23 protein-coding genes are annotated in these 23,603 nt (G+C 63.2%); 3 read left to right on the forward strand and 20 right to left on the reverse strand.

Annotation, left to right across the window (positions count from 1 at the left end; translation table 11 throughout):
- Positions 1 to 73: 73 nt before the first annotated feature.
- The 4 genes from HX830_RS03805 to HX830_RS03820 form a co-directional block, all read right to left on the reverse strand.
- Entirely contained in the window at positions 74 to 1,042 is a 969-nt protein-coding gene (locus HX830_RS03805; protein WP_177099017.1) for an AraC family transcriptional regulator, read from the reverse strand.
- 99 nt (positions 1,043 to 1,141) lie between these two features.
- Complete coding sequence (gene catA, locus HX830_RS03810) at positions 1,142 to 2,047, reverse strand: catechol 1,2-dioxygenase (RefSeq protein ID WP_177099018.1); 906 nt, start codon at positions 2,045 to 2,047, stop codon at positions 1,142 to 1,144.
- Between the two features lie 53 nt (positions 2,048 to 2,100).
- Positions 2,101 to 2,391, reverse strand: coding sequence for a muconolactone Delta-isomerase (gene catC, locus HX830_RS03815; RefSeq protein ID WP_152739138.1), 291 nt, complete (start codon positions 2,389 to 2,391; stop codon positions 2,101 to 2,103).
- 24 nt (positions 2,392 to 2,415) lie between these two features.
- Positions 2,416 to 3,537 carry a muconate cycloisomerase family protein gene (locus tag HX830_RS03820; RefSeq protein WP_177099019.1) on the reverse strand — a complete coding sequence of 374 codons (1,122 nt, stop codon included), beginning with the start codon at positions 3,535 to 3,537 and terminating at the stop codon, positions 2,416 to 2,418.
- Between the two features lie 102 nt (positions 3,538 to 3,639).
- On the opposite strand from HX830_RS03820, the gene HX830_RS03825 reads away from it, so the two are divergent.
- Entirely contained in the window at positions 3,640 to 4,512 is an 873-nt protein-coding gene (locus HX830_RS03825) for a LysR substrate-binding domain-containing protein (protein WP_177099020.1), read from the forward strand.
- Positions 4,513 to 4,594: 82 nt separating this feature from the next.
- Positions 4,595 to 5,074, forward strand: coding sequence for a hypothetical protein (locus HX830_RS03830; RefSeq protein WP_152739144.1), 480 nt, complete (start codon positions 4,595 to 4,597; stop codon positions 5,072 to 5,074).
- Here HX830_RS03830 and HX830_RS03835 read toward each other — a convergent pair.
- Positions 5,004 to 6,302, reverse strand: a complete 1,299-nt coding sequence (locus HX830_RS03835; RefSeq protein ID WP_152739147.1) for a chloride channel protein — start codon at positions 6,300 to 6,302, stop codon at positions 5,004 to 5,006. The two genes, HX830_RS03830 and HX830_RS03835, sit on opposite strands and share 71 nt — an antisense overlap.
- A gap of 170 nt (positions 6,303 to 6,472) precedes the next feature.
- Between HX830_RS03835 and HX830_RS03840 the strand changes: the two genes are divergently transcribed.
- Positions 6,473 to 7,129, forward strand: a complete 657-nt coding sequence (locus tag HX830_RS03840; protein WP_152739150.1) for a peroxiredoxin-like family protein — start codon at positions 6,473 to 6,475, stop codon at positions 7,127 to 7,129.
- 54 nt (positions 7,130 to 7,183) lie between these two features.
- Here the strand turns inward: HX830_RS03840 and HX830_RS03845 are convergent, their stop codons facing one another.
- From HX830_RS03845 to HX830_RS03915, 15 genes are all read right to left on the reverse strand, one after another.
- Complete coding sequence (locus tag HX830_RS03845; protein WP_177099021.1) at positions 7,184 to 8,794, reverse strand: gamma-glutamyltransferase family protein; 1,611 nt, start codon at positions 8,792 to 8,794, stop codon at positions 7,184 to 7,186.
- Positions 8,795 to 8,824: 30 nt separating this feature from the next.
- On the reverse strand, positions 8,825 to 9,604 hold the full coding sequence (locus HX830_RS03850) for an amino acid ABC transporter ATP-binding protein (RefSeq protein WP_152739156.1): 780 nt from the start codon (positions 9,602 to 9,604) through the stop codon (positions 8,825 to 8,827).
- A 2-nt stretch (positions 9,605 to 9,606) separates the two neighbouring features.
- Entirely contained in the window at positions 9,607 to 10,383 is a 777-nt protein-coding gene (locus tag HX830_RS03855) for an amino acid ABC transporter permease (RefSeq protein WP_152739157.1), read from the reverse strand.
- 12 nt (positions 10,384 to 10,395) lie between these two features.
- On the reverse strand, positions 10,396 to 11,202 hold the full coding sequence (locus tag HX830_RS03860) for an ABC transporter substrate-binding protein (protein ID WP_103497465.1): 807 nt from the start codon (positions 11,200 to 11,202) through the stop codon (positions 10,396 to 10,398).
- 72 nt (positions 11,203 to 11,274) lie between these two features.
- Positions 11,275 to 11,943 carry a GntR family transcriptional regulator gene (locus tag HX830_RS03865; RefSeq protein WP_103497466.1) on the reverse strand — a complete coding sequence of 223 codons (669 nt, stop codon included), beginning with the start codon at positions 11,941 to 11,943 and terminating at the stop codon, positions 11,275 to 11,277.
- Between the two features lie 214 nt (positions 11,944 to 12,157).
- The gene (locus HX830_RS03870; RefSeq protein ID WP_103497467.1) at positions 12,158 to 12,400 is read right to left on the reverse strand and encodes a DUF1652 domain-containing protein; all 243 of its coding nucleotides are present in this window, start codon (positions 12,398 to 12,400) and stop codon (positions 12,158 to 12,160) included.
- 141 nt (positions 12,401 to 12,541) lie between these two features.
- Positions 12,542 to 14,023 carry a helix-turn-helix transcriptional regulator gene (locus tag HX830_RS03875; RefSeq protein WP_152739160.1) on the reverse strand — a complete coding sequence of 494 codons (1,482 nt, stop codon included), beginning with the start codon at positions 14,021 to 14,023 and terminating at the stop codon, positions 12,542 to 12,544.
- Positions 14,024 to 14,105: 82 nt separating this feature from the next.
- Positions 14,106 to 14,828, reverse strand: a complete 723-nt coding sequence (locus tag HX830_RS03880) for an alpha/beta hydrolase (RefSeq protein ID WP_177099022.1) — start codon at positions 14,826 to 14,828, stop codon at positions 14,106 to 14,108.
- Positions 14,829 to 14,896: 68 nt separating this feature from the next.
- Positions 14,897 to 15,934 carry a purine-nucleoside phosphorylase gene (locus HX830_RS03885; RefSeq protein WP_177099023.1) on the reverse strand — a complete coding sequence of 346 codons (1,038 nt, stop codon included), beginning with the start codon at positions 15,932 to 15,934 and terminating at the stop codon, positions 14,897 to 14,899.
- Between the two features lie 23 nt (positions 15,935 to 15,957).
- Positions 15,958 to 16,938 (reverse strand): nucleoside-specific channel-forming protein Tsx, encoded by a 981-nt coding sequence (locus HX830_RS03890; RefSeq protein WP_177099024.1) that lies wholly within the window; start codon positions 16,936 to 16,938, stop codon positions 15,958 to 15,960.
- A 223-nt stretch (positions 16,939 to 17,161) separates the two neighbouring features.
- A complete protein-coding gene (locus tag HX830_RS03895; RefSeq protein ID WP_103497472.1) occupies positions 17,162 to 17,392 on the reverse strand; it encodes a hypothetical protein in 231 nt (76 codons plus the stop codon).
- 111 nt (positions 17,393 to 17,503) lie between these two features.
- Positions 17,504 to 19,678, reverse strand: coding sequence for a hypothetical protein (locus HX830_RS03900; RefSeq protein ID WP_177099025.1), 2,175 nt, complete (start codon positions 19,676 to 19,678; stop codon positions 17,504 to 17,506).
- Positions 19,665 to 20,867: a DUF3142 domain-containing protein gene (locus tag HX830_RS03905; RefSeq protein WP_177099026.1), complete on the reverse strand. Its 1,203-nt coding sequence runs from the start codon at positions 20,865 to 20,867 to the stop codon at positions 19,665 to 19,667. Before HX830_RS03905 ends, HX830_RS03900 begins: the two co-directional genes overlap by 14 nt.
- Before the next feature lie 63 nt (positions 20,868 to 20,930).
- A complete protein-coding gene (locus HX830_RS03910) occupies positions 20,931 to 21,977 on the reverse strand; it encodes a phytoene/squalene synthase family protein (protein ID WP_177099027.1) in 1,047 nt (348 codons plus the stop codon).
- Between the two features lie 181 nt (positions 21,978 to 22,158).
- Positions 22,159 to 23,601, reverse strand: coding sequence for an efflux transporter outer membrane subunit (locus tag HX830_RS03915; RefSeq protein WP_248745958.1), 1,443 nt, complete (start codon positions 23,599 to 23,601; stop codon positions 22,159 to 22,161).
- Positions 23,602 to 23,603: the final 2 nt, after the last annotated feature.

The following is a 23,603-nucleotide window of genomic DNA, read 5'->3' on the forward strand; positions in this document are numbered from 1 at the left end:
CCATTGTTCTTGTCTCAGGCGCCCTCACCTTATGCCTGCCCTGACTGTCACAATATCCGCCCCCTGCAAATCGCTATCCGCTACGTGCAGCCCCCTCCCGCTGGCGGCGCCAGGTGTGCGAAGGCAGCTCGCCAAAGCGTTTGCGATAGGTTTCGGAGAAGCGCCCCAGGTGAACAAAACCATGGTCCAGCGCCACTTCGGTGACACTGCGGGCGCCCGGTAGCTGCAATAGCGCATGCACCCGCTCCAGCTTGCGCTGGCGCACATAGTCGCGGGGCGAAATACCGACATGCCGTTCGAACAGCAAGTACAGGGAGCGCTCGCTGACCCGCGCCACCTCACGCAATTGCTCTACACCGATCTCATCGTGCAGATGCGCCTCGATAAATTGGCGGACCGCTTCGAAGCCACCAGCGCTCTCCGCCTCGGGGCAGACCCGTTGCACATTGCTCGCCAGCAGGCCCAGCAGCTTGCTGGCGACAATGCGCTCATACAGGGTTTTAATCTCCGGTTCCGCGCAGCTCTCAGCCTCGTGGCAAATCAGCCCCAGCAATTGCACAAAACCATCCAACCCGGCCAGGTCGCGGCGCTCACTGTCGAAGCGAATGCCCTGGCGCGGCAGCAGCCAGTGCTGGTCCAGGCAGGCATTTTCCAGCAAGCGCACCGGCAGCTTGACGATAAATTTCTCGCAATCGGCCGAATAGGTCAGGTCCACCGGATCATCCGGGTTGATCAGCAGGATCTCACCGGGCGTATAGATCCGCTCCTCGCCCCGGGAGCTTGAACGGCAGTGTCCGCTCAGCAGTATCTGCAGGTGATAGATGGTTTCCAGGGCCGGCGACGTTACCTGGACCCGGGCGCCGTAGCTGATGCGGCACAGGTCAAGGCTGGAAAAGGTCCGGTGCTTGATACTCGCTTGCGGGCGCCCCTTGGGCGGCAGACGAATGCAATGGCTGCCGACATGCTGGTTGACATACTCGGAGACCGCATGGGCATCGGCCTGTTCGAAAATCCGGCTGCGCTCACTCAACAAAGTGGTCATGGGATAAGCCTCTCTTGTTTTTCCATCAAGGCTGGCAGGACGACAAAAGTCCCGCGGGCAGACGCACGCGGGACCTGTAACGCCGGAACGCGGCGAGGGTCAGACTTCGAGTGCCCGCACCCGCTCACCCTTGTCCTGTTCCTTGGCGGCATCCGTCGACTGCAAGGCAAAATCGAAGTCGATCTCGGCATGCCGCCCGTTCGCGTCTTCCTTGAAGACGATTTCGGCAATCAACTCGTCGCGGGTGGCGTAGGCAAAGTCGTCGTGCAGGTAGGGATCGCCCGCCAGGTTGATCTGTGTGGTCAGGTGACGATGACCCGGGGCGGAAATAAAGAAGTGGATATGCGCCGGGCGCTGGCCGTGCCGGCCCAGTTGATCGAGCAACTGCTGGGTCGGGCCGTCCGGCGGGCAACCGTAGCCGGAAGGCACGATGCTCTGGAAGCGGTAGCGACCTTCGGCGTCGGTACGGATGCGCCGGCGCAGGTTGAACTCCGACTGCGAAGGATCGAAGTAGGAATAGGTGCCACCGGTGTTGGCATGCCAGACATCGACCAGCGCATGGGCCAGCGGCTTGCCGTCGAGGCCGCGGACCTGACCGCGCATAAGCAGCACGGTGCCCGGATCACGGCCGTCATCCAGCCGGGCCTCCTCTTCGCAAAGTGGCGCACCGGCCACATACAGCGGTCCTTCAATGGTCCGTGGCGTGCCACCGACATGGCCGGCCTGCTCGTCTTCGGCATCCAGCAACAGGTCGAGATAGTGTTCCAGGCCCAACCCGGCGACCAGCAGGCCGGCCTCCTGGCGGCTGCCCAGTTCGTTCAGGTAGTTCACGGCCTTCCAGAACTCTTCCGGCGAGATCCGCAGGTCTTCGATCAGGCGGATGCTGTCGCTCAACACCCGGTGGACAATCTGCTTCACCCGTGGATTGCCGGCAGCCTGGTCAAGGCCGGCGGCGCCTTCGAAGAAGCTCTGGACTTCGGCGGTTTGGGAAATACGAACGGTCATGCTGCTGTTCCTCATCATTGTTCTTGTGGATGCAAACCTTGGAAAACCCCGGCTCAGCGGTCGTCGTCACGGACCGAAGAGGGATGCCTGCACAGCGCCATGACCTCGATCTCCATATAGGGATAAAGCGGCAGTTGCATCAGGGTATCGTGCAGCGCCTGGGCATCCGGCACATCAAAGACGCTGACATTGGCATACAACCCGGCGATGCGCCAAAGGTGGCGCCAGGTGCCCTCCCGTTGCAGGCGCTGGGCCAGTTCGCGTTCATCGGCCTTGAGTCGCGCAGCCTGTTCGGCCGGCATGTCGGTGGGCAGTTTGACGGTCATGCGTACGTGAAAAAGCATGGTGTGTCCTCTGGGTTCAGGAAGTCAGTGGCGGGCAAAACGCGCCAGGCGTTCTTCATCGATGACCAGGCCGAGCCCGGGAGTCTTCGGGATCAGCAGCTGGAAATCACGATAGGTCGGCGGTTCGACCAGAATGTCTTCGGTCAGCAGCAACGGGCCGAACAGTTCGGTGTGCCACTCCAGCCTGTCGAGGGTGGCGAAAGCATGCGCGGCCGCCAGGGTGCCGATACTGCCTTCGAGCATGGTGCCGCCGTACAGGCCGATACCCGCCGCCTCGGCAATCGCGGCCGTACGCAGCACGGCACGCGGGCCGCCGGTCTTGGCGATCTTCAGGGCAAAAATACTCGCGGCGCCCATTTGCGCCAGGGCAAAGCTGTCCTGCACCGACTCGATGGCTTCGTCGGCCATCAGCGGGATCGGGCTATGGGCGCTCAAACGCACCATGCCGGCACGATCATGGCGGGACAGCGGCTGCTCGATCAGCTCGACCCCGGCATCGGCCAGTTGGCGACAGGCACGTACCGCCACGGCCTCGCTCCAGGCCTGGTTGATATCCACCCGCACACTGGCGCGGTCGCCCAAGGCACGCTTGATCGCCGCGACATGGGCGATATCCCGCGCCGGTTCGCCGGCACCGATCTTGAGTTTGAAATGACGATGGCGGCGCAGGTCGAGCATGCGCTCGGCCTCCTCGATGTCCTTGCCGGTGTCGCCGCTGGCCAGGGTCCAGGCCACTTCCACGCCGTCCCGCAACCGGCCACCGAGCAGTTCGGCCAGCGGCAGCCCGAGGCGTTTGCCATGGGCATCGAGCAAGGCGGTTTCCACCGCCGAGCGGGCGAAGGTATTACCGCGAATGGCCCGGTCGACCCGTTGCATGGCGGCGTTGACATTGCTGGCGTCCTGGCCGATCAGCAGCGGCGCAAACCAGGTATCGAGGTTGACCTTGATGCTTTCCGGGCTTTCCCCGGCATACGCCAGGCCACCAATGGTGGTGGCCTCGCCGATGCCGACGATACCGTCGCTGCAACGGATACGCAGGATCACCAGCGTCTGGCCGTGCATGGTGTGCATCGCCAGTTTGTGCGGACGAATGGTGGGCAAATCGACAATCTGGGTATCGAAGTGTTCGATCGTTACAGCGCTCATGGCGTATCCATCTACGTGGTATTGGTCTTTCCGCCATGATTGACGCTCAAGGCGGCGCCGGTCCAATATTGAATAAGTCTCGCTTCATACCCAGGAGGTATCGTGGAGCTTCGTCATTTGCGTTATTTCAAGGTGCTCGCCCAGACCTTGAACTTCACCCGTGCGGCCGAGTTGTTGAACATTGCCCAACCGCCCCTGAGCCGGCAGATCCAGCAACTGGAAGATGAATTGGGGGTGGCGCTGCTGGAGCGTTCGCGGCCCTTGCGCCTGACCGAGGCCGGGCGTTTTTTCCAGGAACATTCCAGCCAGCTGCTCGAACAGCTTGAGCGGGTTTGTGACGATACCCGGCGCGTGGCCGCCGGCCGCAAGCGCTGGTTGGGTATCGGCTTTGCGCCTTCGACCCTCTACGGTGCCCTGCCCGACCTGATCCGCCGCCTGCGCAGTTTTGGCGATATCGAGCTGGGCCTGTCGGAGCTGATCACCCTGCAACAACTGGAGGCGCTGAAAAGCGGGCGGATCGATATCGGCTTTGGGCGGATGCTGTTCGATGACCCGGCCATCGTCCAGAAAGTCCTCCGCCAGGATCCCCTGGTCGCAGCCTTGCCGGCCGGGCATCCGCTGCTCGGGCGACCGGTCAGTTTGGAGGAGTTGGCCGCGGAACCCTTTATCCTCTATCCCGCCAGCCCGCGCCCCAGCTATGCCGACCATGTCCTGGGGGTGTTCGCCGGGCATGGCCTGAGTATCCACGTGGCGCAGATGGCCAACGAACTGCAGACCACCATCGGCCTGGTGGCCGCCGGGGTCGGCATTGCCCTGGTACCGGCCTCGGTTCAGCGCTTGCACCGGGATGACATTGGTTACACCTCGTTGCAGGACAGCAGCATCACCTCGCCCATCGTGCTCAGCTACCGGGCGGGCGACGTCTCGGAGGTGTTGCAGCGTTGTCTGAACCTGTTGAACAGTCATGACGAGTAGCACTTTTTCGAGCGCTTTTCATTTGTCTGATCCGACGGCTGGTTGCAAACTGCAAATCTACCGTGATTTACAAGGAGCCAGAATGACCGAGCACAGCACGGGGGTCACACTCACTGCCAAGGGCCTGGTGTTCGAGGATGACTGTGGCGAACCCTTTCTCCAGGACGACGCCGTGCGCGGGCTGCTGGAGAAAGTCTTTGCCGATAGCGGCGTCGATATCACCGCGATCCACACCCAGAGCCAGTACAAGAAGGCCTTGCGGCATGTGATGATCAGTTCGATCCAGGGTCCGGGCGGTATCGAGGCGATCCTGGCCATGGCGCTGCAAGGCGTCGAGCTGCTGCATCAGCAATTCGCCGGGCGCGATGACTTCCAATCGCGGCTGTGTGCCGGTGCGCTGCAAGGCCTGTTGAATGGCGATCCGGATGGTTTGGCCAAGGCCAAGAGAGCCAGCAGGATCCTCGCTAGCGGCTTGCGGCCGGTGGCAAGCGTCAGCGTGCCGGACGACCGATCACTTCGCACAGGCGACTCATGCACACCGAGCCCACCACCGCGAGAATGATCGGCACCAGGAAGTCGTGATCGATCCGGGTGAACTCCGCCACCAGCACAATGGCCGTGATCGGCATGCTCATGGACGCCGCGAGGAACGCCGCCGCACCGACAATGGCGAAGGCCCCCAGGGCGACGCCTGGAAACGCCAGGCTCCATAATCCCCCCAGCAGAATCGCCATCAGCGCGCCAATCGCCAGGGCGGGCGTCAGCAGCCCGCCTTCGGCCCCGGCCCGCAAGCTGGCGCTGGTCACCAGCACCTTGGCCACCAACAGCGCGGCCGCCAGCCCCAACGTCAGTTCGCTGTCAAAGCCCAACTGCGCCGGCCCCTTGCCGTTACCCAGCACCTGGGGCAGATAGACCGCCACGCAGCCGATCAGGGTGAAGTTGATCAAGGACAACACCGGCAAGCGCCAGCCGCGGGCAGCCTGGATCCGGGCGCGACCGGTCAGTTGCACAAAACCATAAGCGGCGAGCCCGAACAGCGGCCCGGCCAGCATCGACCAGGCGAGCAGCCCGGGTGTCAGCGCCAGGCTCGGCACCACGTATTGCACCTGCGCGCCCAGTCCGACCCAGGCCACGGCGGCGCCAATCGCCGAAGTCGCCAGGGCCATGATCGCCGCCGGCCAACTGAACACCGCCAGCAACCCTTCCAGGACAAATACCGCGCCCCCCAACGGCACGTTATAGACCGCCGCCAACCCGGCCCCTGCCCCGCAGGCAATCAGCAGCCGGTGGGTCTCGGGGGGCAACTGCGCCTTGCGCGATAACCAGGCACCGACCAGTGCGCCGACCTCCCGGGGCGCGACTTCACGGCCCAGCGGTGAGCCCAGGGCCACGGTGATGATCTGCAACAGCGCATGGCACACCGTGGTTTTGGGCGGCATTGCCGGTCCGTCGGGCGCCACGGCTTTCTTGATACCGACCAGCGGGCTGCCGAATCGATAGATCGCCCACCAGCCCAGGCCCGCCACCAGACCGCAGAGCGCCAGGGCCAGGATCCGTCGCGACGTCGAGGCGCTGCTCACGCCGATCAGGAAACTTTCATGGCTGGTGAGGCTGTCCTGGCCATAGCCGTAGGCCAGGTGCTGGATCGCGTGCAACAGCATCGCCAACAGCGTGCCGCCGAGGCCGGCGCCAATACCGGTGAGGATCACCACAAGACAGAGAACGAATAATGCGTGGGCTCTGGAACGAACCTTGGTTTCAGTGTGTAGCGACGAATCCGGCAAGGCCATTCAAGACTCCGCGAGGTCTGGTGCACAACGACCGGATGGCCGCACGCCGGAAGTGATTATCCGGTATTCCCGGCAAGAATAGGAACTATGCCGTGGCCCTCTCTACCGGCCCCACGGCCGGGCTGTGAGCATGACCGGGTGATTAACGATCCACTCATCAGGAAACGACCATGACTCTTCAAGCAAAACTCGACGCCTTCAAAGCCGACTTCGTCAGCGGAAAACCACCCTACAACGCACCGCCAGCGGTTCACGCGGTGATGAAACGCGCCACCGACGAACTGATCGCCAGCGGCCTGGCCGAGCGCGCCCTGAAAGTCGGCGACAAAGCCCCGGCCTTCACCCTCGACGATCCCGACGGCCATCCGGTTTCCTCCACGGAACTCTTGTCCAAGGGGCCGTTGGTAGTGAGTTTCTATCGTGGCGTGTGGTGCCCTTACTGCAATATGGAGCTGCAGGCCCTTGAGGAAGCCCTGCCCGCCTACCGCGAACTCGGCGCCAACCTGGTGGCGATCTCGCCACAGATCAAAGCCAACAGCCGCAAATCGGTACGCCAGAACAACCTGAGCTTTCCGATCCTCAGTGATACCCGCGGTGCGGTCGCCGCGGCCTTCGGCCTGCGCTTCGAGCTGCCGGACTATCTGGTCGAGCTGTACAAAGGCTTCGGCAACGACCTGCCGACCTTCAACGACGACCCGAGCTGGAGCCTGCCGATGCCGGGGCGTTTCGTGATCAGCCAGGACGGTATCCTGCTCTACGCCGAAGTGAATCCAGACTACACGCTGCGTCCGGACCCTTCCGAGCTGCTGCCGGCGTTGCGCGGTTAAGGCACGGCCGCCACTTCGGTGGCGGCCTCAGCTATTTGCCTGCAACTGCTTGAGTTACCACACGGCGATATGGGAATCGGTACGCGGTTCGGTACCGCCGCACAGCACACCACTGAGCGGGTCGCGCAGAATGATCTGGCCACGTCCATATTCGGTGAGGTCACAGGTGATTTGCACCTGATGGCCGCGCCGCGCCAGCCCCATCGCCAGGTCCCGTGAAGCGCCCTGCTCGATACCCACCTTCATCTCCCCCAGCCATTGCCAGCGCGGTGCATCCAGGGCGGCCTGGGGGTTGAGAGCGAAGTCCACCAGGTTCATCACCATCTGCACGTGGCCCTGGGGCTGCATATAGCCGCCCATCACACCGAACGGCCCGAGGGGTTCGCTGCCCTGGCTGAGAAAGCCGGGGATGATCGTGTGATAGGTCTTCTTGCCGGGCACCAGGCAGTTGGCATGGCTCGGGTCGAGGCTGAATTCCTGCCCACGGTTCTGCAAGGCGATGCCGCTGTCGGGCAGCACCACGCCGGAACCGAAGCCGTGATAGTTGCTCTGGATAAACGAAACCATATTGCCTTCGGCATCGGCGCTGGCCAGGTACACCGTGCCGCTGGCATGGGGATCGCCAGGCTTGGGCGGCAGCGCCTGCTCGCCGATCTGCCCGCGGCGGCGGGCGCTGTAGTCGTCGCTGAGCAGGTCCGCCACCGCTACCCGCATATGCAAGGGGTCGGTGATGTAGTGCAGGCCGTCGCTGTAGGCCAGCTTCATGGCCTCCAGCTGGCGATGCCAGGTCTGCTGGCTGTCGCGATGGTCAAAGCTGAAGCCTTCAAGGATTTTCAACGCCATCAGCGCCACCAGCCCCTGGCCGCTGGGCGGGATTTCCCAGACGTCATAACCGCGGTAGTTGATATGGATCGGCTCGACCCACTGCGCGCGATAACCCTGCAGGTCGCTGCCGCGCAGGTAACCGCCGGTGGCACGGGAATGGGCATCCAGGCGCGCGGCCAGTTCACCGCGATACAGGCTTTCGCACGCCGTGGCGGCCAGTTCTTCAAGGGTCCGGGCCTGGGCCGGATTGCGGAACAGCTCGCCGGCCCGGGGGGCGCGGCCCTCGATCAGGAACGTCTCGAACCAGGGCTCGAGCACGGCGTCGCGATGGGGGCTGAATTCCACCAATGCCTGCTGCCATTTGTAGGCGATGACCGGCGACACGGGAAAACCCTCCCGGGCCAGGCTGATGGCCGGCTGCAGCAGCTCGGCAAAGGGCAACTTGCCAAAGCGTTTCGACAATTCGGCCCAGGCCGACGGGCAGCCCGGTACGGTTACCGGGGTCCAACCATACAGCGGCATTTGTGTATGCCCCGCCGCCTTGACCGCCTCGATGCTCAGGGCCGCCGGGGCCTGGCCGTTGCCGTTGAGGCCGTGCAGTTTGCCCTTGCACCAGACCAGCGCGAAGGCATCGCCACCGAGGCCGCAGCCGGTGGGCTCGACCACCGTCAGCGCCGCCGCCGTGGCGATGGCAGCGTCAATCGCATTGCCGCCCTTGCGCATGATCTCGATGCCGGCTTCCGCGGCCAGGGGTTGCGAGGCCGCCACCATGCCACGGCGGGCAAACACGCTCTGGCGTTGCGACGGATAAGGATATTCGTGGACAGAAAATTTCAACATGGCAAAAGTTCTTCCAAACAAGGGTTGATTTCACAACACACGGCTGAGAAAAGCTTGGGTACGCGGATGCGCGGGCCGACTGAAAATCTGCTCCGGTGGCCCCTGCTCGATCAGTTCCCCCTGGTCGAGGACCACCACGCGGTCGGCGACTTCCCGGGCAAAGCCCATTTCGTGGGTCACCACCACCATGGTCATGCCCTCCTCGGCCAACTGCTTCATCACCTGCAACACCTCGCCGACGGTTTCCGGGTCGAGGGCGCTGGTGGGCTCGTCGAACAGCATGGCCTGGGGCTTCATCGCCAGGGCCCGGGCGATCGCCACCCGCTGCTGCTGACCGCCGGAAAGCATCGAGGGGTAATGCCCCGCCTTGTCCGCCAGGCCGACCCGGGCGAGCAAGGCCCGCGCCTGCTCCAGCGCCTCGGCCCGCGACATGCCGAGCACCTGGATCGGTGCCTCGATGATATTTTCCAGGGCGGTCATATGGGGGAACAGGTTGAAACGCTGGAAGACCATGCCGATATCCCGGCGCTGACGGGCGATATTGCGTTCGGAGTCACGCACCAGGCTGCCGTCGGCACGCTCGCGGTAACCCATGGCCCGGCCGTTGACGCGAATACGCCCACCCTGGATATCTTCCAGCAGGTTGATGCAGCGGATGAAGGTGGTCTTGCCCGAGCCCGAGGCGCCGATCAGCACCACTACTTCACCGCGGCGTACCTGCAGGGAAATGCCCTTGAGGATCTGCAAGTCGCCAAAGGACTTTTGAATGTCCAGCGCTTCGATGATCAGTTCTTCGCTCTTGTGCGCCATGTTCAACGCCCCCTCAGCAGTTTAAAGGCACTGCGACCAAACATTCGGCTGGAGGCCGGCGGCGGTGACGACGGCCGGTCCGACTGACCGAAGCGTGCTTCGAGCCAGCGCTGGAAGAAGCCCCACAGTGTAGTGAGCAACAGGAAATAGATCGCCACCACCAGGTACAGTTCGAACACCCGGAAGGTCGCCGAGGTCACCATCTGTGTACTCAGCAACAACTCCTGCACCCCGATCACACTGACCAGCGTGGTGTTCTTGAGCATCACGTTGAACTCGTTGCCCAGCGCCGGCACGATCACCCGGAAGGCCTGGGGCAGGACGATACGCCGCATCAGTTTGCCGAAGGTCATGCCCAGCGAACGTCCGGCCTCGTACTGGCCCTTGTCCACCGCACCGATCCCGGCGCGGATGATCTCAGCCATATAGGCGCCTTCGTTCAGGCCCAGGGCGATGATCGCCGCCTGGATATTGCCCGGTATCACCAGGCCGAACAGTTCCAGGTCCTCGAAACGAAAGATCCCGCCGGCCGCCAGCGCGGTGTAGAGAAAGACGATCTGCACCAGCAACGGCGTGCCGCGCATCAGCCACACGTAGAAACGTACCGGCAGGTGCAGCAAGGGATTGCGTGACAGCCGCAGCAACGCCGCGGCCAGCCCGAGTACACAGCCCAGCGACATCGCCAGCACGCTGATCAGGCAGGTCAGCCAGAGCCCGGTGAGGTAGACCCCGCTGGGCTGCAACAGGTACTGCCAGAACACTTGCCAATTGAAGTTCATCGGGCGCCCGCCTCAGTCGAGTGTGTCGCTGGCGACATGCCATTTGCCCAGCAGTTGGGCGTAGCTGCCGTCGCTGCGCATATCAGTGACGATCTGCTGCACGGCCTTGCCCAGTTGCGGATCGTCCTTGCGAATCCCCAGGCCAGTGAGAATCCGGCTGAAGGCCGGCACGCCCTCTTCGAACAGATCGGGGGCCATGGCGGCGTAGTAACCGGCGGTTTCCACGGTGGTGCCGTAGGCGTCGACCTGGCTGATACGCAGGGCCTGGAAGGCATCGGTGTCGGTGTTGTAGACCACCAGCTTCATCGGCGTCTTGCCGGCCTTGGCCAGGGTGTCGTTTTCGGCGTCAAGCAGGGTCTTGATGGTCGAGCCGTTGAGCACCGCCACCTTGTGCCCGGAGAGATCGTCCAGGGCCTTGATGTGCTTGGGATTGCCCTTGGGCACCACCACCGACTGGCTGGAATACATGTAGTTGACGATGTCGATCACTTCCCGCCGTTCGGGCTTGTCGAACAGTTGGTCGACGATCATGTCGCATTGTTGCGCCAGCAGCGCCGGCAGCAGCCCGGAGAAGGGAATGACCCGCCATTGCACCGTCTTGTTATCCAGCCGTTTGGCAATTTCCAGACCCAGGTCGACGGTCAGGCCCCTGGGCTTCTGGGCCTCGTCGAACGACACCAGCGGGGGTGAATCCATGCCCGAGCAATAGGTCAGTTTTGCGACCTTCTGCAAACGCTCCGGCACCTGGGGCGCGGCGACCGCCCCCTGCACCAGCAGCACCAGGGATACAGCGGCAAACAACACGCGAGGTTTATGCATGACCAGACACTCCTGTTCGTTGATAACGGGGCAGTTCTCAAAGTCAAGACACGGCCGGGCTTGAGCCCGGTTCTATTTTTTCGTTTGCAGAAAATCGATCAGCGCCGGCACCGTGCCCTCGATGTGCTGGCGCACCACGGCCTCGGCGTGCGCGGCATTGCCCGCGCGAATCGCGTCGAGGATCACCGCGTGTTCCTGGCGTGCGCTCAAGGGCTTTTCGCTGTGTTGCAACCACAGGCGCATCGGCGCCTCGATCAGTGAATAGAGGGCCGATATCTGCTTCATCAGCCGTGGCCGGCCGCTGAGGCTGCACAGGTATTCATGGAAGGCCCGATGTCGGCTGACCCACTCGGCGCTTTCGTCGCGGTAGTCGTCCATCTCGTCGAGCATCCGTTCCAGGGCCGCCAACTGGCGTTCGCCGATCTTCGGCACGGCCACGCGGATCGCCAGGCCTTCGAGGGCACTGCGCATATCGAAGACTTCCTGCAGCTCGTCGAACTCCAGGCCGCTGACAATCGCCCCGCGATTGGGCCGCAGGGTCACCAGGCCCTGGGCGTCCAGGCGACGAAAGGCCTCGCGCACCGGCATGCGGCTCATGCCGATCTCGCCGGCGATGTCCTCGGCGATCAGCCGGTCGCCTTTGCGGTAACGACCGCCACAGATCGCCTCCAGCAGAAAGGTGTAGGCCTCCTCCTCGGCGGTCCGGGGCTGACGGTCAACGTAAGCGGGAGCGAATTGCATGGGAAGCACCTTTGTCTTTTTGTATCCAATTATCCATGAATACAAAAAAGCATAACGCGTGCCAGCTTCCTGAAAATGCATTCAAGGGTTTGATAGGAATAGGCTTTTGTCAGAAACAGGGCCATTCAGGAGGGAGTGGCGTAACGGCTGACTGCTACAAAAGCGCGCAGGGACGCGCCAAAGAGGTGAAGCAAAGTATCCGGTAACACCTCGGCTAACGGGCGCCGGAAGCGCGCTCGACCTTGAGCGTATTGGACTCAAGTTCCTCGCGCAGTTCCTCAAGTAGCCGCAGTGCCCCTTCGCGCCGGTGCAACAGGTTCAGGGCTATGCCCGTGACCATCAGGTCGACCCGCCCGCTCTCGGGGTCATAGACCCTGACACTCAGCGACGCTTCGCCCAGCAGGCATTCACAGGCAAGGGGCGCAAAGCCGCTTTCGAGCAAGCTGCGTAATTCCATTAGAGAGAGCACACCGGTGAGTCCCGTACCTGGTTATTCGTCACGCGGGCGACCCGCCCGCGCGTCAGGCAATCATGCTAAGAAAAATCGTGGAAGCTCTACACCCGTATATGCACTGGTGGCACTGGTGCATTTGCACCCTCAACGCCTGGTGACAAACAAGCCACGTTCGCGCGCCCAGACAATCGCCTCGCTGCGGCTGTGCACGTCGAGCTTGGAGTACACCGTGGCTACATGATTGCGTACGGTATTGAGGGCCAGTTCGAGCCGTGCGGCGATTTCCTTGTCCGCCAGGCCCTCGCAGATCAGGCCCAGCACATCGCGTTCGCGCGGCGTCAGGTCGGCGAGGGAAAAGCCTGGCAGGTTGGGCGCACTGACACTTTTCACCGTGGCGAGCTTTTCGATCAGCTTCTGGCTGAACCAGGACGCGTCCTGCATCACCGCTTCGATGGCCGTCACCAGCTCCAGCTCCGAACGTTTGCGTTCGGTGATATTGGTCAGCACCAGCAGGTAACAGGGCGCATCCTGGATCAGCACGGTGTCGGCCGACAGCACGCAATCGATGGGCTCACCGTTTTTCTGGCGGATCCGGAGGTCCAGGCCCTCCAGGCGGCCGGTTTTTTCCAGGGCCACGAACAGTCGTTCGCACAACACCCCATCCTCGATAAACCCCACGGCCTGGACACTGTGCCCAAGCAATTCTTCGGCGGCATAACCGGTGATGTTCAGGAAGGCTTCATTGGCGTCCATCAGTTGCTGGTTGTCCGCACTGCAGAGCAGGGTCGGTACCGGTGTCAGGCGAAAGGCCTTGGCAAAACGCTCCTCGCTCTGGCGCAAGGCGATTTCGATCTTGCGTCGCGGCTCCAGGTCCATAAAGGAAAACAGCATGCAGTTGTCCTCGTGGATATCCAGGGGCTGGCCGGCGACGATCACCAGTTTGCTGCCACCGTCCGCCAGCCTGATCTCCGCCTGCATCTGCGCAATGGTGGCGCCCTCCCCCAGGCGCTGGATGGCCAGGTCCCGGCGCTCGGCGTTTTCGAGCACATCCAGTTCGTAGACCGAGCGACCGATGACCTGTTCGCGGCTGTAGCCGGTCATCTCCAGGAAGCCCTGGTTGACCTTGACGTAGCGCAGGTCGCTGAGCCGACAGATCACCGCCGGTGCCGGGTTGGCACTGAAGGCTTTCTCGAAGCGCTGTTCGGCACTGGCCCAGTCGGTGGCGTTGCTGATGATCAGCACCAGGGACTCGGGGTCGCCGGCGCGATTGGTCAGGATCATGCTGCTGATACGCAGCACGCACAGGGGCGTCTGCTCATCGGCCTGGACGCTCATCTCGACCACCACATCGTCAAAGGTCTCGCCATTGGCGACCCGGACGATGGGGTATTGGTCGGCGCTCAGGGGATGATTGTTGCGATAACGCAGGTTGAAGCGTTCCTGATACTGCTCGGCATTGGCGCCCAGTTCGCTGAGCTGGCTGACGCCATGCATGGCCAGTGCGGCATCGTTGGCCCAGAGAATGCTCTGGTCGACCTCGATCAGGATCACGCCTTCGGACAGGCCGGCGATGATCTGCTGCAACTGGCGGCGGTTGGTTTCGGTCGCGAGGACATCCTGGCTCATCGTTTCTCCCAAGTGGCCCGGTTAGGTCGAACATCTGACCCCCGTGCAACGCGCAAGTGCAATTGGAAAAACGTCGGGCCGGTCAGTGTTGCAACGAAGCACTGATCCAGTTTTTCAGATCCTCGACTTCCGTGGCGCTGATGGTGTGGCCGACGCCGGGATAGGAGTGAAACTGCGGCTCGATGGACAGGCCCTTCAGCACGCCCAGGGCCTCGGTCGCCCCGGCATAAGGCACCTGCGGATCGGCGGTGCCGTGACCGATAAAGACCTTCAACCCAGAGTACTTCGCCCCGCCCTTGAGTTCCGAACGCAACGCCGGCAACACCCGGCCGCTGAGGGAGGCGATACCGCGCAGGACCTCGGGATGCCGCAGCGCGACCTCATAGGTCATCATCGCGCCCTGACTGAACCCCACCAGGAACACCTTGTCGGGCTGGGTGTGGTATTTCTCCGTGACCCGGGTGACAAAGTCGGTGATGGCCGCGGCGCTCTGCAACAGGTCGCCGCTGTCGCCGTCGTACTGGGCCTCCCCGACCTTCTTGTGGAACCACTGGTAGGCGCCCAGGTCCAGTTCCAGGCGGCCGCGCACCGAAAGCACGGTGTAGTTGGCCGGCAGGTCGTCCTTGATGCCGAACAGATCGTCTTCGTTGCTGCCGTAACCATGCAGGAAAATCACCAACGGCTGGTCGTGGGTATCGGCATTGGCCTGGGCCTGGTAGGTCAACGGCATATCGGCGAGCAGTTCGGCCTGTGCCGCCGACGCGGTGCAGGCCAGCAACAAGGCCAGGGCCAGGGGTTTGAGCATGGTCGGGGTTCTCCGGGCGTTCGGTGGGGCGCCCAGCTTAGCACTGGCGGCGCGCCCCACCGAATCACTCAGCTCTCGGGAACGCCCTGCTCCCAGGCTTTCCAGTTGCCGAGGATCGCCTGCACCAACGGGTTACCCGCGCGGTACAGGTTTTCCAGGGCCGGGACAAAACCGCCCTGGTCGGCATACTTGAGCAGGTTGTCGACTTCGCTGTAGCCCGGATACGGCCGGTCGAAATCCGAACCGGCACGGACCACGGCCAGGCGATTGATATCCACCCGCCCGGCCTTGCTCGCGCGGAGCAAGGCTTCGTAGGTGGAGTTATCTTCCTGCTGGGTGGTGCAGTAGACGCCCTTGTTGTCCGTCAGCAAGCGGGTCCAGACCTCGGCCCGTTCACTCAGGCGTGTCCCGGAGAACCAGGTATTGCCCGCCAGGGTGTCGCAGCGGCTCACGACCGGCGGCTGGTTGGCTGGCGCATAAGGGTATTTGACCCGCCAGGCCGCGGATTCCTTGCTCTCGCTCAAGCTCACCTGATGCGACAGGGCAAACGCCTTGGCCTGCAGCTTGGGGTTGAGTTCGAAGACTTCGGTCTTGTAGTCCAGCGGCGGCTTCTCGTTCGGCCCGCGGGTGTTGATGCCAATGTAGCCGGTGGGCCAGTCTTTCGGCGCATCCCGCGCGTCCAGTTCCCACTGGGTGCCGAACTCCACCAGGTAGTGGGCCCAGGCCGCGGTGCCGATGGTGCCTTGATGGGGGTTGATCCCGGCAATGCCGGCAATCAGGAAGTACGACTGGCGCAGGTCGAACTGCGGCGACAACGCCAGGGCCAGGGTCGAGGCGGCGGCGTTGGCCTGGCCCATGCCGGTCACCAGCAGGCAGGTGTCCTGGTCATTGCAGCGAATGTTCGGGTACTCGGCGCTGAGGCCCGGTACCGGGATTTCATGCTTGAGGGCCAGGCGATCGATCCAGGTCTGCGCTTCCGGCGCGAACATGGTGATCAACATGACCTTGGGCTTGATCGGTGCCGTCGGTGCGGCCCAGGCCAGCTGTCCGGCCAGGCTGCCGAGCAGCAGGCCAGCGATAAGGGTGTGACGAGTCACAGTACGCATGAACGCTCCTATTAACGAGGGTTTCAGAATTGGTAGCCGACGCCGGCGTAATAACCCCAGCCGTTGGAACGGGCGCGGAAATCGTCGTCGCCGAAATTCAGCTGACTGCCGTCGCGCCAGTTGCCGCCGTTGTGGAAATAGCGTCCCACCAGGGTAAAACGCAAATGTGTAAAGGAATACAGCAGCACGTTGGTCGCCACCGTGGCATTGGCGGTACGCGCCGGATCGGTCTTGTGCAGGTCGGAGCCGAAATCGAAGTTGGTAAAGCCGATATAGGTCAGCGACGCGCCATTGCCGAAGTGGTCGATGGGCACGATGTACTTGAGCTGGACGCGGTAGCCGTCCCACGAATACTCGTTGTTCGCGCCGTAGTTCTCCCACTGGTAGCGCCCGTAGAAGTTGGCCGACAGATTGACCCGCGAATGGGTGTCGATATCGGTACCCAGGCCGCTGTAGAGGGTATTGGCGCGGTTGGCGGTGCGGCTGCCGTGATCGTAGATCCAGTCGAAGGCCACATACCATTCCTTGAACGGGCCGAGCGCCAGGCTGCGGCCGCTGAGGGCGTCGATGGAGATGCGCGGTTCGTGCTCCATGAACACCGGCGAGCCGTGGTCCCAGGCGCCCTGGTCATGGCTGTTGCCGATGCCGAAGACCTTCGGGATATCGACATAGCCGTAAAGTTCGAACGGGCCCTTACGACCGAAGTATTCGTATTCCAGGTAGACGTCATCGGCCGGACGAGGCCCGAAACTGATGTCCCTGCTGCCGATCACGGTCAGGTCCTGGTTGAACCAGTCGGACAGGTAGGCGCCCTGCTTCGCCGCAGGTCCTGCATCGGGGCTCAGTGCTTCGCCCTGGGCGGACTCATCGACAGGGGCCGCTTGGGCCTGGGCTTCGCCATGGGTCTGCAGTGTCAGGCTGCCGAACAGCAGGGACAGTGCAAGACGGGTAAAACGCGGGGATGGCACGGCGTGCCGGAGCAGCGGCTGGAACAAGACGGACATTGAAACTCCCTGTTTTTATAGTGTTCGGTGGAAACGGCCAGGCGTACCGTCCTCCGATGGTGCGGCACTCCCTGGCCTCACCCACAACCTTACATATAGCGGTAACAAGCGCCTACAAAATATTGAAATATATGGAAATGAAATGTCAAAACTGTCGATTGGGTCAGGGAATTCGGGGGCAAATGCTGGATTGCTATCGTCAGCAATCCAGCCCCCACAGGGATCAAAGCGCCTGGAGACGCTCGACGATCTGGTTCTTCACTTTCAGTCGCCGTTCCTTCAGCGTTCGCAACGGATCATCCGCCGCCTGGGCCGACTCGGCCGCCAGCACTTCCTTGTCGATATCGTCGTATTGATCAAGCAGTTGGTTGAGCCTGGGGTCCTTGCTCCTGTGTTGCGCCAGCGCCTCTTTGTTCAACTTCAGGTCCGCGAGCAAATCGTGCTTGACCGGCATATCGTCACCTCTTGGTTCTGTGGGCAATACATGAAGTTCCAGAGCCGCCCCTTCATGAAAGGTTCAAGGCGATGCATCCCTAAGCAATAGCACGCCCTGGCCCTCCTTGCCTCAAAGCTTAGCTTTACGCCGACGTACCCACAGTGTCGCCAACCCGGCCAATAGCGCCAGGACGCCTACGATCAGCGCCACCTTGTAAGGCCGCAACGCCGAACGCACGGCGTTCAACGGCTCGGTCAGATAACGCTTGTTGGCCTGGTCGAAGTTCGGCTCCTGGCATTGCTGGCCGAAATTCGTCGCCCAGCTCACATACGGACCCTGCTCGACATAACGCTGGTAGAACTGGATTTCCTCATCACTCCCGGCGACCCAGCTCGCCGCCTTGCACAGCACGGCGGCGAAAGCCTGGCTGCTATGGGGCAACTGGTCGGCGGCCTGGCTGGCCAGGTCCGCAGCGACCCAACGATAGTGATAACGCCGGTCGGGCTTGGCCACGGTGGCCTGCTGTCGCTGGATTTCCGCGGTTTCGAGAAACGCTGCCGGTTGCAACGCAGGTGTGTCCAGGGCGTAGTAACCGTCCAGGGTGCGGTAATCCGGCGCCATCTCGTAGCCGAGGATTTCCATACCCGACTTTCGCGCTATGGTAGCCGCGGCAAACAACGACTCGGCGCGCCCAGTGGCGGTCCAACGCGACACCGCTTGTTGGCGGTCACGGCCATAATCCCGCGCTGTCGCCTGTAATTCGGGGCTGTCGAAGTACTTCGGTGCCTCATCGTAGCGCCCCTCGCGCAGCAGGCGTCGGGCCAGCAATTCACGCAGTTGCGCGGCCACCGGGCGGCGCACGTAATTCTCCTTGTCCTCGGGCTTTGCCGCAGGCGCCGCAGGCACATGGGCATCGACATAGGTTTTCAGCTCGTCGGTCGTCAGCACCCGCTCGGCCACGGTCGCGGCATCCTGCCAATAGATGTCCTGGCTGCGGTAGAGCTGGTCGAACGCTTGCAGGTAGTCGCCACGGTCCAGTGCCAGGATCGCACTTTCACCCTCGACCCGGCAGCCGGGCTGGACGGTCTCGAAGCTCCAGTCCGGCGCCCGCCGCGTGCCCCAGGCTTCGTCCTTGGGAAAGGCCTTGGCCGCCTTGGCATAAGCACTGGCGGCCTGGACCTTGTCGCCGTCGCGCAAGGCCAGCTTGGCCCGCACCCACCACGCCAGGCCACCGTCGCCGGCGTGTTCGACAAAGGCCTTGGCTCCCGCGTAGTCACCCTTCTGGTAGCTCAGGGCGGCCAGACGGTCAGCGTTGTCCAGGCTACCGGCGGCACTGGCCAGCAGTAACTTGGACAGTCGCAGGTCCTGCTCCGGCTGCTCATCGAAGGCCCCGCCAACCCGGCTCAACGCATAGGCGGTCAACAGCTCCTGGACGTTTTTCTCCTTGAGCAAGGTGCGCAGCTCATCATCCGGCAACCCCGCCAGTTCGCCGGCGATCTGCTTGAGCGAGGTGTAGCCACTGTTGGAACCCAGCCGGCTTTGGCTGGCGTATAGCGCAATGGCGCGGTTCCAGTCATTGTCAAGCCTGACCAGCCGGGCTTCCTCACCCAGACTGGCAATCCCCAGTTCCAACGGATCACTGAAATCCCCGGCGCTCAAGTCCCGGGTCTGCTGGAACGCGAGCCGGGCCTGGGCCTGCAGCTCAATGCTGGTGGCGGCCGGAGCGCTGGCGTTATCCGCCGGGGTATCGACACCCGCCTCGGCCTGGACACTCAGGGCGACCAAGGCCCGCCCGAGGGAATACGCGGCCCAGGTGCTGCGCAGCTTGCGTTGGTCGGCCGGCAAGGCCAGGACCTGGCGGAAGTACTCCACCGCCCGTTGCGCATCACCGGCCTGGAAGGCCACGGCACCGGCGATATACAGCCGCAACTCAGCCGGCAGGCTGGCGCCCTGGGTTTCGACCTGCTGCGGATCTTGCAGGCCGCGCAAGCGCGTCACCTCGGCCCGCAGGTTTTCCGGCAGTTCGCTGGCTTCCACCTTATCCCGTTGCTCGCGATAGGGCTTGCTGTTGTCATCGCTGTCCCAGTACGGCGTCAGCGTCGCCTCGGTCGCCGGTTTCAGGCCGGCAACGGCTTCGCCGAGACGGTCGACCTCGAAGGCGAAGTTGGTTTCCGGCAGATCGGCCAGGGACTGGGCGCGATCGTTCAGCAGACGCAAGGGAAAGTCCGGACCGCAGGCCAGTGCCGAGAGCGGCAGACTGAGGGACAGGCACAGCAGGTGCCGAGGCCAGTTACGGGTAGACATTCCAAGCTCCTTGATCGATTCGGGTACAGCGCGCCCAACCGAGCGCACGCTGGCCACCAGCGGCGATGCGCACGCTGGACTGGCGGGTAAAAATGAGCTGCTTCGAGGTTTGCTGCAAGGTATAGCCATTGATGCCGTCGACACCATCACATTGCTCTGCGTCGAGCACCACGCGCTCGGGTAGCGGCCGGTCGAGATTGCCGACATTCTCCAGGCGTATGTCGTAGAGGCCCTCGCGGGCCGACAGTTCAACCCGCCATTGACTGGCGAGGGCCTCGCCACGGGCCACCGCGCGCAGGGTCGCCAGGCTCCAGGCGCGGCGATCACCGGGCAGCGGCAGGCGAAACCAGATCAGCCCGGCCAGATGCGCCGGCGGCTTGGCCCGCAGTTGTTGGGCCAGGGTTGCCAGTTGCTGCGGATCGGCCAACAGCTCGCGGCGTTCGCCACCACGGTTCAGCGCAACTTCACCTTCGACCACCGGCCCGCCCTGATCGTCCGGCAACAAGGCCACGCCATAGGCCGGCAGCGCCAGGTAAAACGGCTTGTCGCTGACCCGCCCCCAGCGCTCGGCCCAGTCCCTGGCTTGGCCAGGATTGAACAGCCCGAGCCTCGGGTTGCTCACGGCATGCACCTGCAACACGCTGCTGTCGACCGCCTGCAACAAGGCCGGTAACTGCGGGCTGTCGAGCCAGGCCGGCAAGGCGGTGATGCTCAGTTTCAATGAAGGAGGCAACAGGCCGCGCAGTTTGACCAGGAAATCGGTATAACCCGGCAGGCGTGCGCTACCGCTGTCATGGTCGATTTCCAGCCCGGCGGGCGCCACGCCGCCAGCCTGCCAATCGTCCAGCAGCGTCGAGATTTGCGTGCGCGCGAGGTCCAGATCCAGGGCCGGAAGCTGGCCGTCGAGGCGAACCACCGCGATCACCGGCCGGCCATCGGCCTTGAGTTGCGCCAGATCCACCCGCGCCCTGCTCCACCCGGCCTTGGGCTGGGCCTGCAGGGCCAGCACCCGCAAAGTCGAGAAGTCCGCCCGGCTCCGGGCCAGGGCCTGCTCATGGGCCGGGCGCCATTGGCGTTGCCAGATATAGAGTTGTTGGTCGAGGGGCGTTGTCGGTGCGGGCTGGCAGCCGCTGAACAGCAAGAGCAGGCCGAGGGGCACCAGCCTGCGGGCAGAAAAAATCAAGGACATACGAACCCTTATCGAACACGGCGGGCCTGTTTTGCCGGCATCTTACCTCAACAGCGCGGCACTTCAGAGACGGGTCAACGGCAACGAACGCGTCGCCCGATCGAACAGCCCCCGCAAGCCGGCGTTGTCTCCACCCAGCGAGCGCAGAGTGCCGAGGGTTGTCATTGCCAGGCCGCGGGGCACTTTCACCTGCGACCCGGAATGAAAGTCGGCACGTCGATGCAGGTTACGCAACGTCAGTATCGCCAGGCCAATGGAGTGCAGGCAGAAAAACCTCAAGCTGGCGCGCTCGGGTGCAATCAGCAGCGTGTAGTCCAAGGCTCGGCGTAGATGTGCGTGGGCAATGCCGATCAGTTCTGTCAGCGCCGGCCCATAGCCAGGTTGCGTACTCGTGTGCAACGACAACAAGCACACGCCATGTCGCGCAAACAGGTCCCGTGGCAACCAACAAACGCCACGCCGCCGGTCTTCCCATTGGTCCTTGAGGATATTGGTCAGCTGCAACCCCTCGCCAAACGACAGGGCCAGTGAGGCCATCCGCTCCTGATGAACCACCAGTTCCGGCGCGAAGTCGACGAACAATTCGGTGAACATTTCGCCCACCACGCCCGCAACGCAGTAACAGTAGCGTTTGAGCTCGGACAAGGTCTCCAGCCCCTGCAAACCAACGACCCGCTGGAAATCCCCCATGCCGAGGCACATCACCCGCAGGCACCGCACAATGGTCGCCTGCTGGGGTTCGTCAAGGGTCCGCAGCACCTCCAGTACCCGTGGCAACTGACTCAACAGTGCTCTTTCCGCCGGCGAACTGGCCTCGGAAAGCAAAGGGCCCAGCTCATCACAGAACGGCCGGGCATCGATCTCACCGAGAACTGCCCGGATGTACGCCGCTTCATAATGCTGCTTGTCGGTAATCGACAGCGTCGGCTCGTCCTCGATGGTGTCGGCGATCCGACAGAGCAGGTAGGCGGTGGTCATGGCCGTGTTCAACGGCGGCGGCAATTGCGGGATGGTGAGGGCAAAAGACCGAGACACCTGAGGGAAAATCGCCTCCTGATAACCGAGGGCGCTCTGCGGTGCCAATGCTCCGGTTGCTTGGGTAAAGGGCATGGTCAGGCTCGTTGAATAAAAGAAATCGCTTGGGGCGTGTGCATCTTAACGGCTGGAAAACACCGACAAGATACCGTCTTGCAACAGATTGTTATAACGAGCCCGCGCCCACCGCAAAAAATATTACCGACACCCTCGTCGGAGTGGCCTCCTCCTGGGCAAACCGACAGGCTACGACGTCTCACTTACCGGTCAAATCGCCCCCTTGCCAACCACCGCCCAGGCTCTGGATCAAGCTGACGCTGCCCTGGGTCAACTGGCCCTGGGTGTCACGCAGACTCTGCTCGGTCTGCAACAGGATCAGTTGCTGGGTCAACACGCCTTGCAGGCTGACCGTGCCGGCCTTCTGCTGGGCCTGCTGGCTGCCGAACAATTGCTGGTTGCGCTGGTAGATCTGCTGGTAGGCCTGGGCCTGGATCTGCAGGTGATTGAGTACCGAGAGGTTGTCTTCGACGTTCTGCAAGGCGCTGAGCACCGTGCCGCGATAGTTGGCGACTTCCTCGTCATAGCTGGCTTCGGCCTCCTTGACCGCCGCCGAACGCGCACCGCCGTCGAACAGGGTTTCGGCCAGCGCCGGGCCGACGCTCCAGATCCGGTTCGGCAAGGAGAACAGGCCGCCCAGGGCGCTGCCCGTGTAGCCGACCTGGGCCGTCAGATCGAGATTGGGATAGAACGCCGCCTCGGCAACGCCGATTTTCCCATTGGCCGCGGCCACCGAACGCTCGGCGGCGACCACGTCCGGACGCCGTTGCAACAACCCCGACGGCAGGCTCAGGGGGGTTGCCGGCAGGTTGAAGGCAAAGCTGTCGACCGGCGCCAGGCTGAACTGCGCCGGCGCCACGCCCACCAGCACCGCCAGGGCATGCTCGAACTGCTCGCGCGAACGCTGCGAGGTCTGCAGGGCAGCCACCACCGTGGTCAGTTGGTCCTGGGCCACCAGCAACTGGTCGTTGGAGGCGGTGCCCTGGGTGTATTCGGTCTGGGTGATGTCCAGCAGGTGCTGATTGATCCGTTGTTGTTCGTTCAACAAGCGGATATCGATATCCAGCTGGCGGATGCCGAAATAGTTGCTGGCGACACTACCGCCGATGGACAGCCGGACTCCCGCCAACAGGGCATCGGAGGACTGGGCCGAGGCCTGGCTCGACTCGATGCCACGGCGTACCAGGCCCCACAGGTCCGGCTCCCAGCTGGCGCCGAGGGTGGCGCTGACACTCTGTTCGACCGAACCGCCCGAAGTGCTCGTGGTTGCCCCGCTGCTGCCGCTCTTGCCCACCCCACGGGAACCGGACAGTCCGGCGGTCACCGTCGGCCAGAGCCCGGCCCGGCTGGAGGCGACTTGCGCTTGCGCCAGGCGATAAGCCGCCTCGGCGGCGACAATCGACTGGTTGGCCTTGGCCGCGCGGATCATCAGGTCGTTGAGGACCGGATCGTGGTAATCCAGCCACCACTGGCTGTCCAGCGCCCCCTGGGGATTGGCGGCCGCCCGCTGCCACTGCGCGCCTTCCTTGAAGGTCTGCGGCAGTTCGATCGGCGGTTTCTGGTAATCCGGCCCGACCATGCAGCCGCTGATGCTCAGGCTGAGCAACAGGACCAGGCAGGGGGCGCGTCGACCCATCATCATGT

Source organism: Pseudomonas gingeri, from assembly GCF_013385425.1.
GTDB classification, from domain to species: Bacteria; Pseudomonadota; Gammaproteobacteria; order Pseudomonadales; family Pseudomonadaceae; genus Aquipseudomonas; species Aquipseudomonas gingeri_D.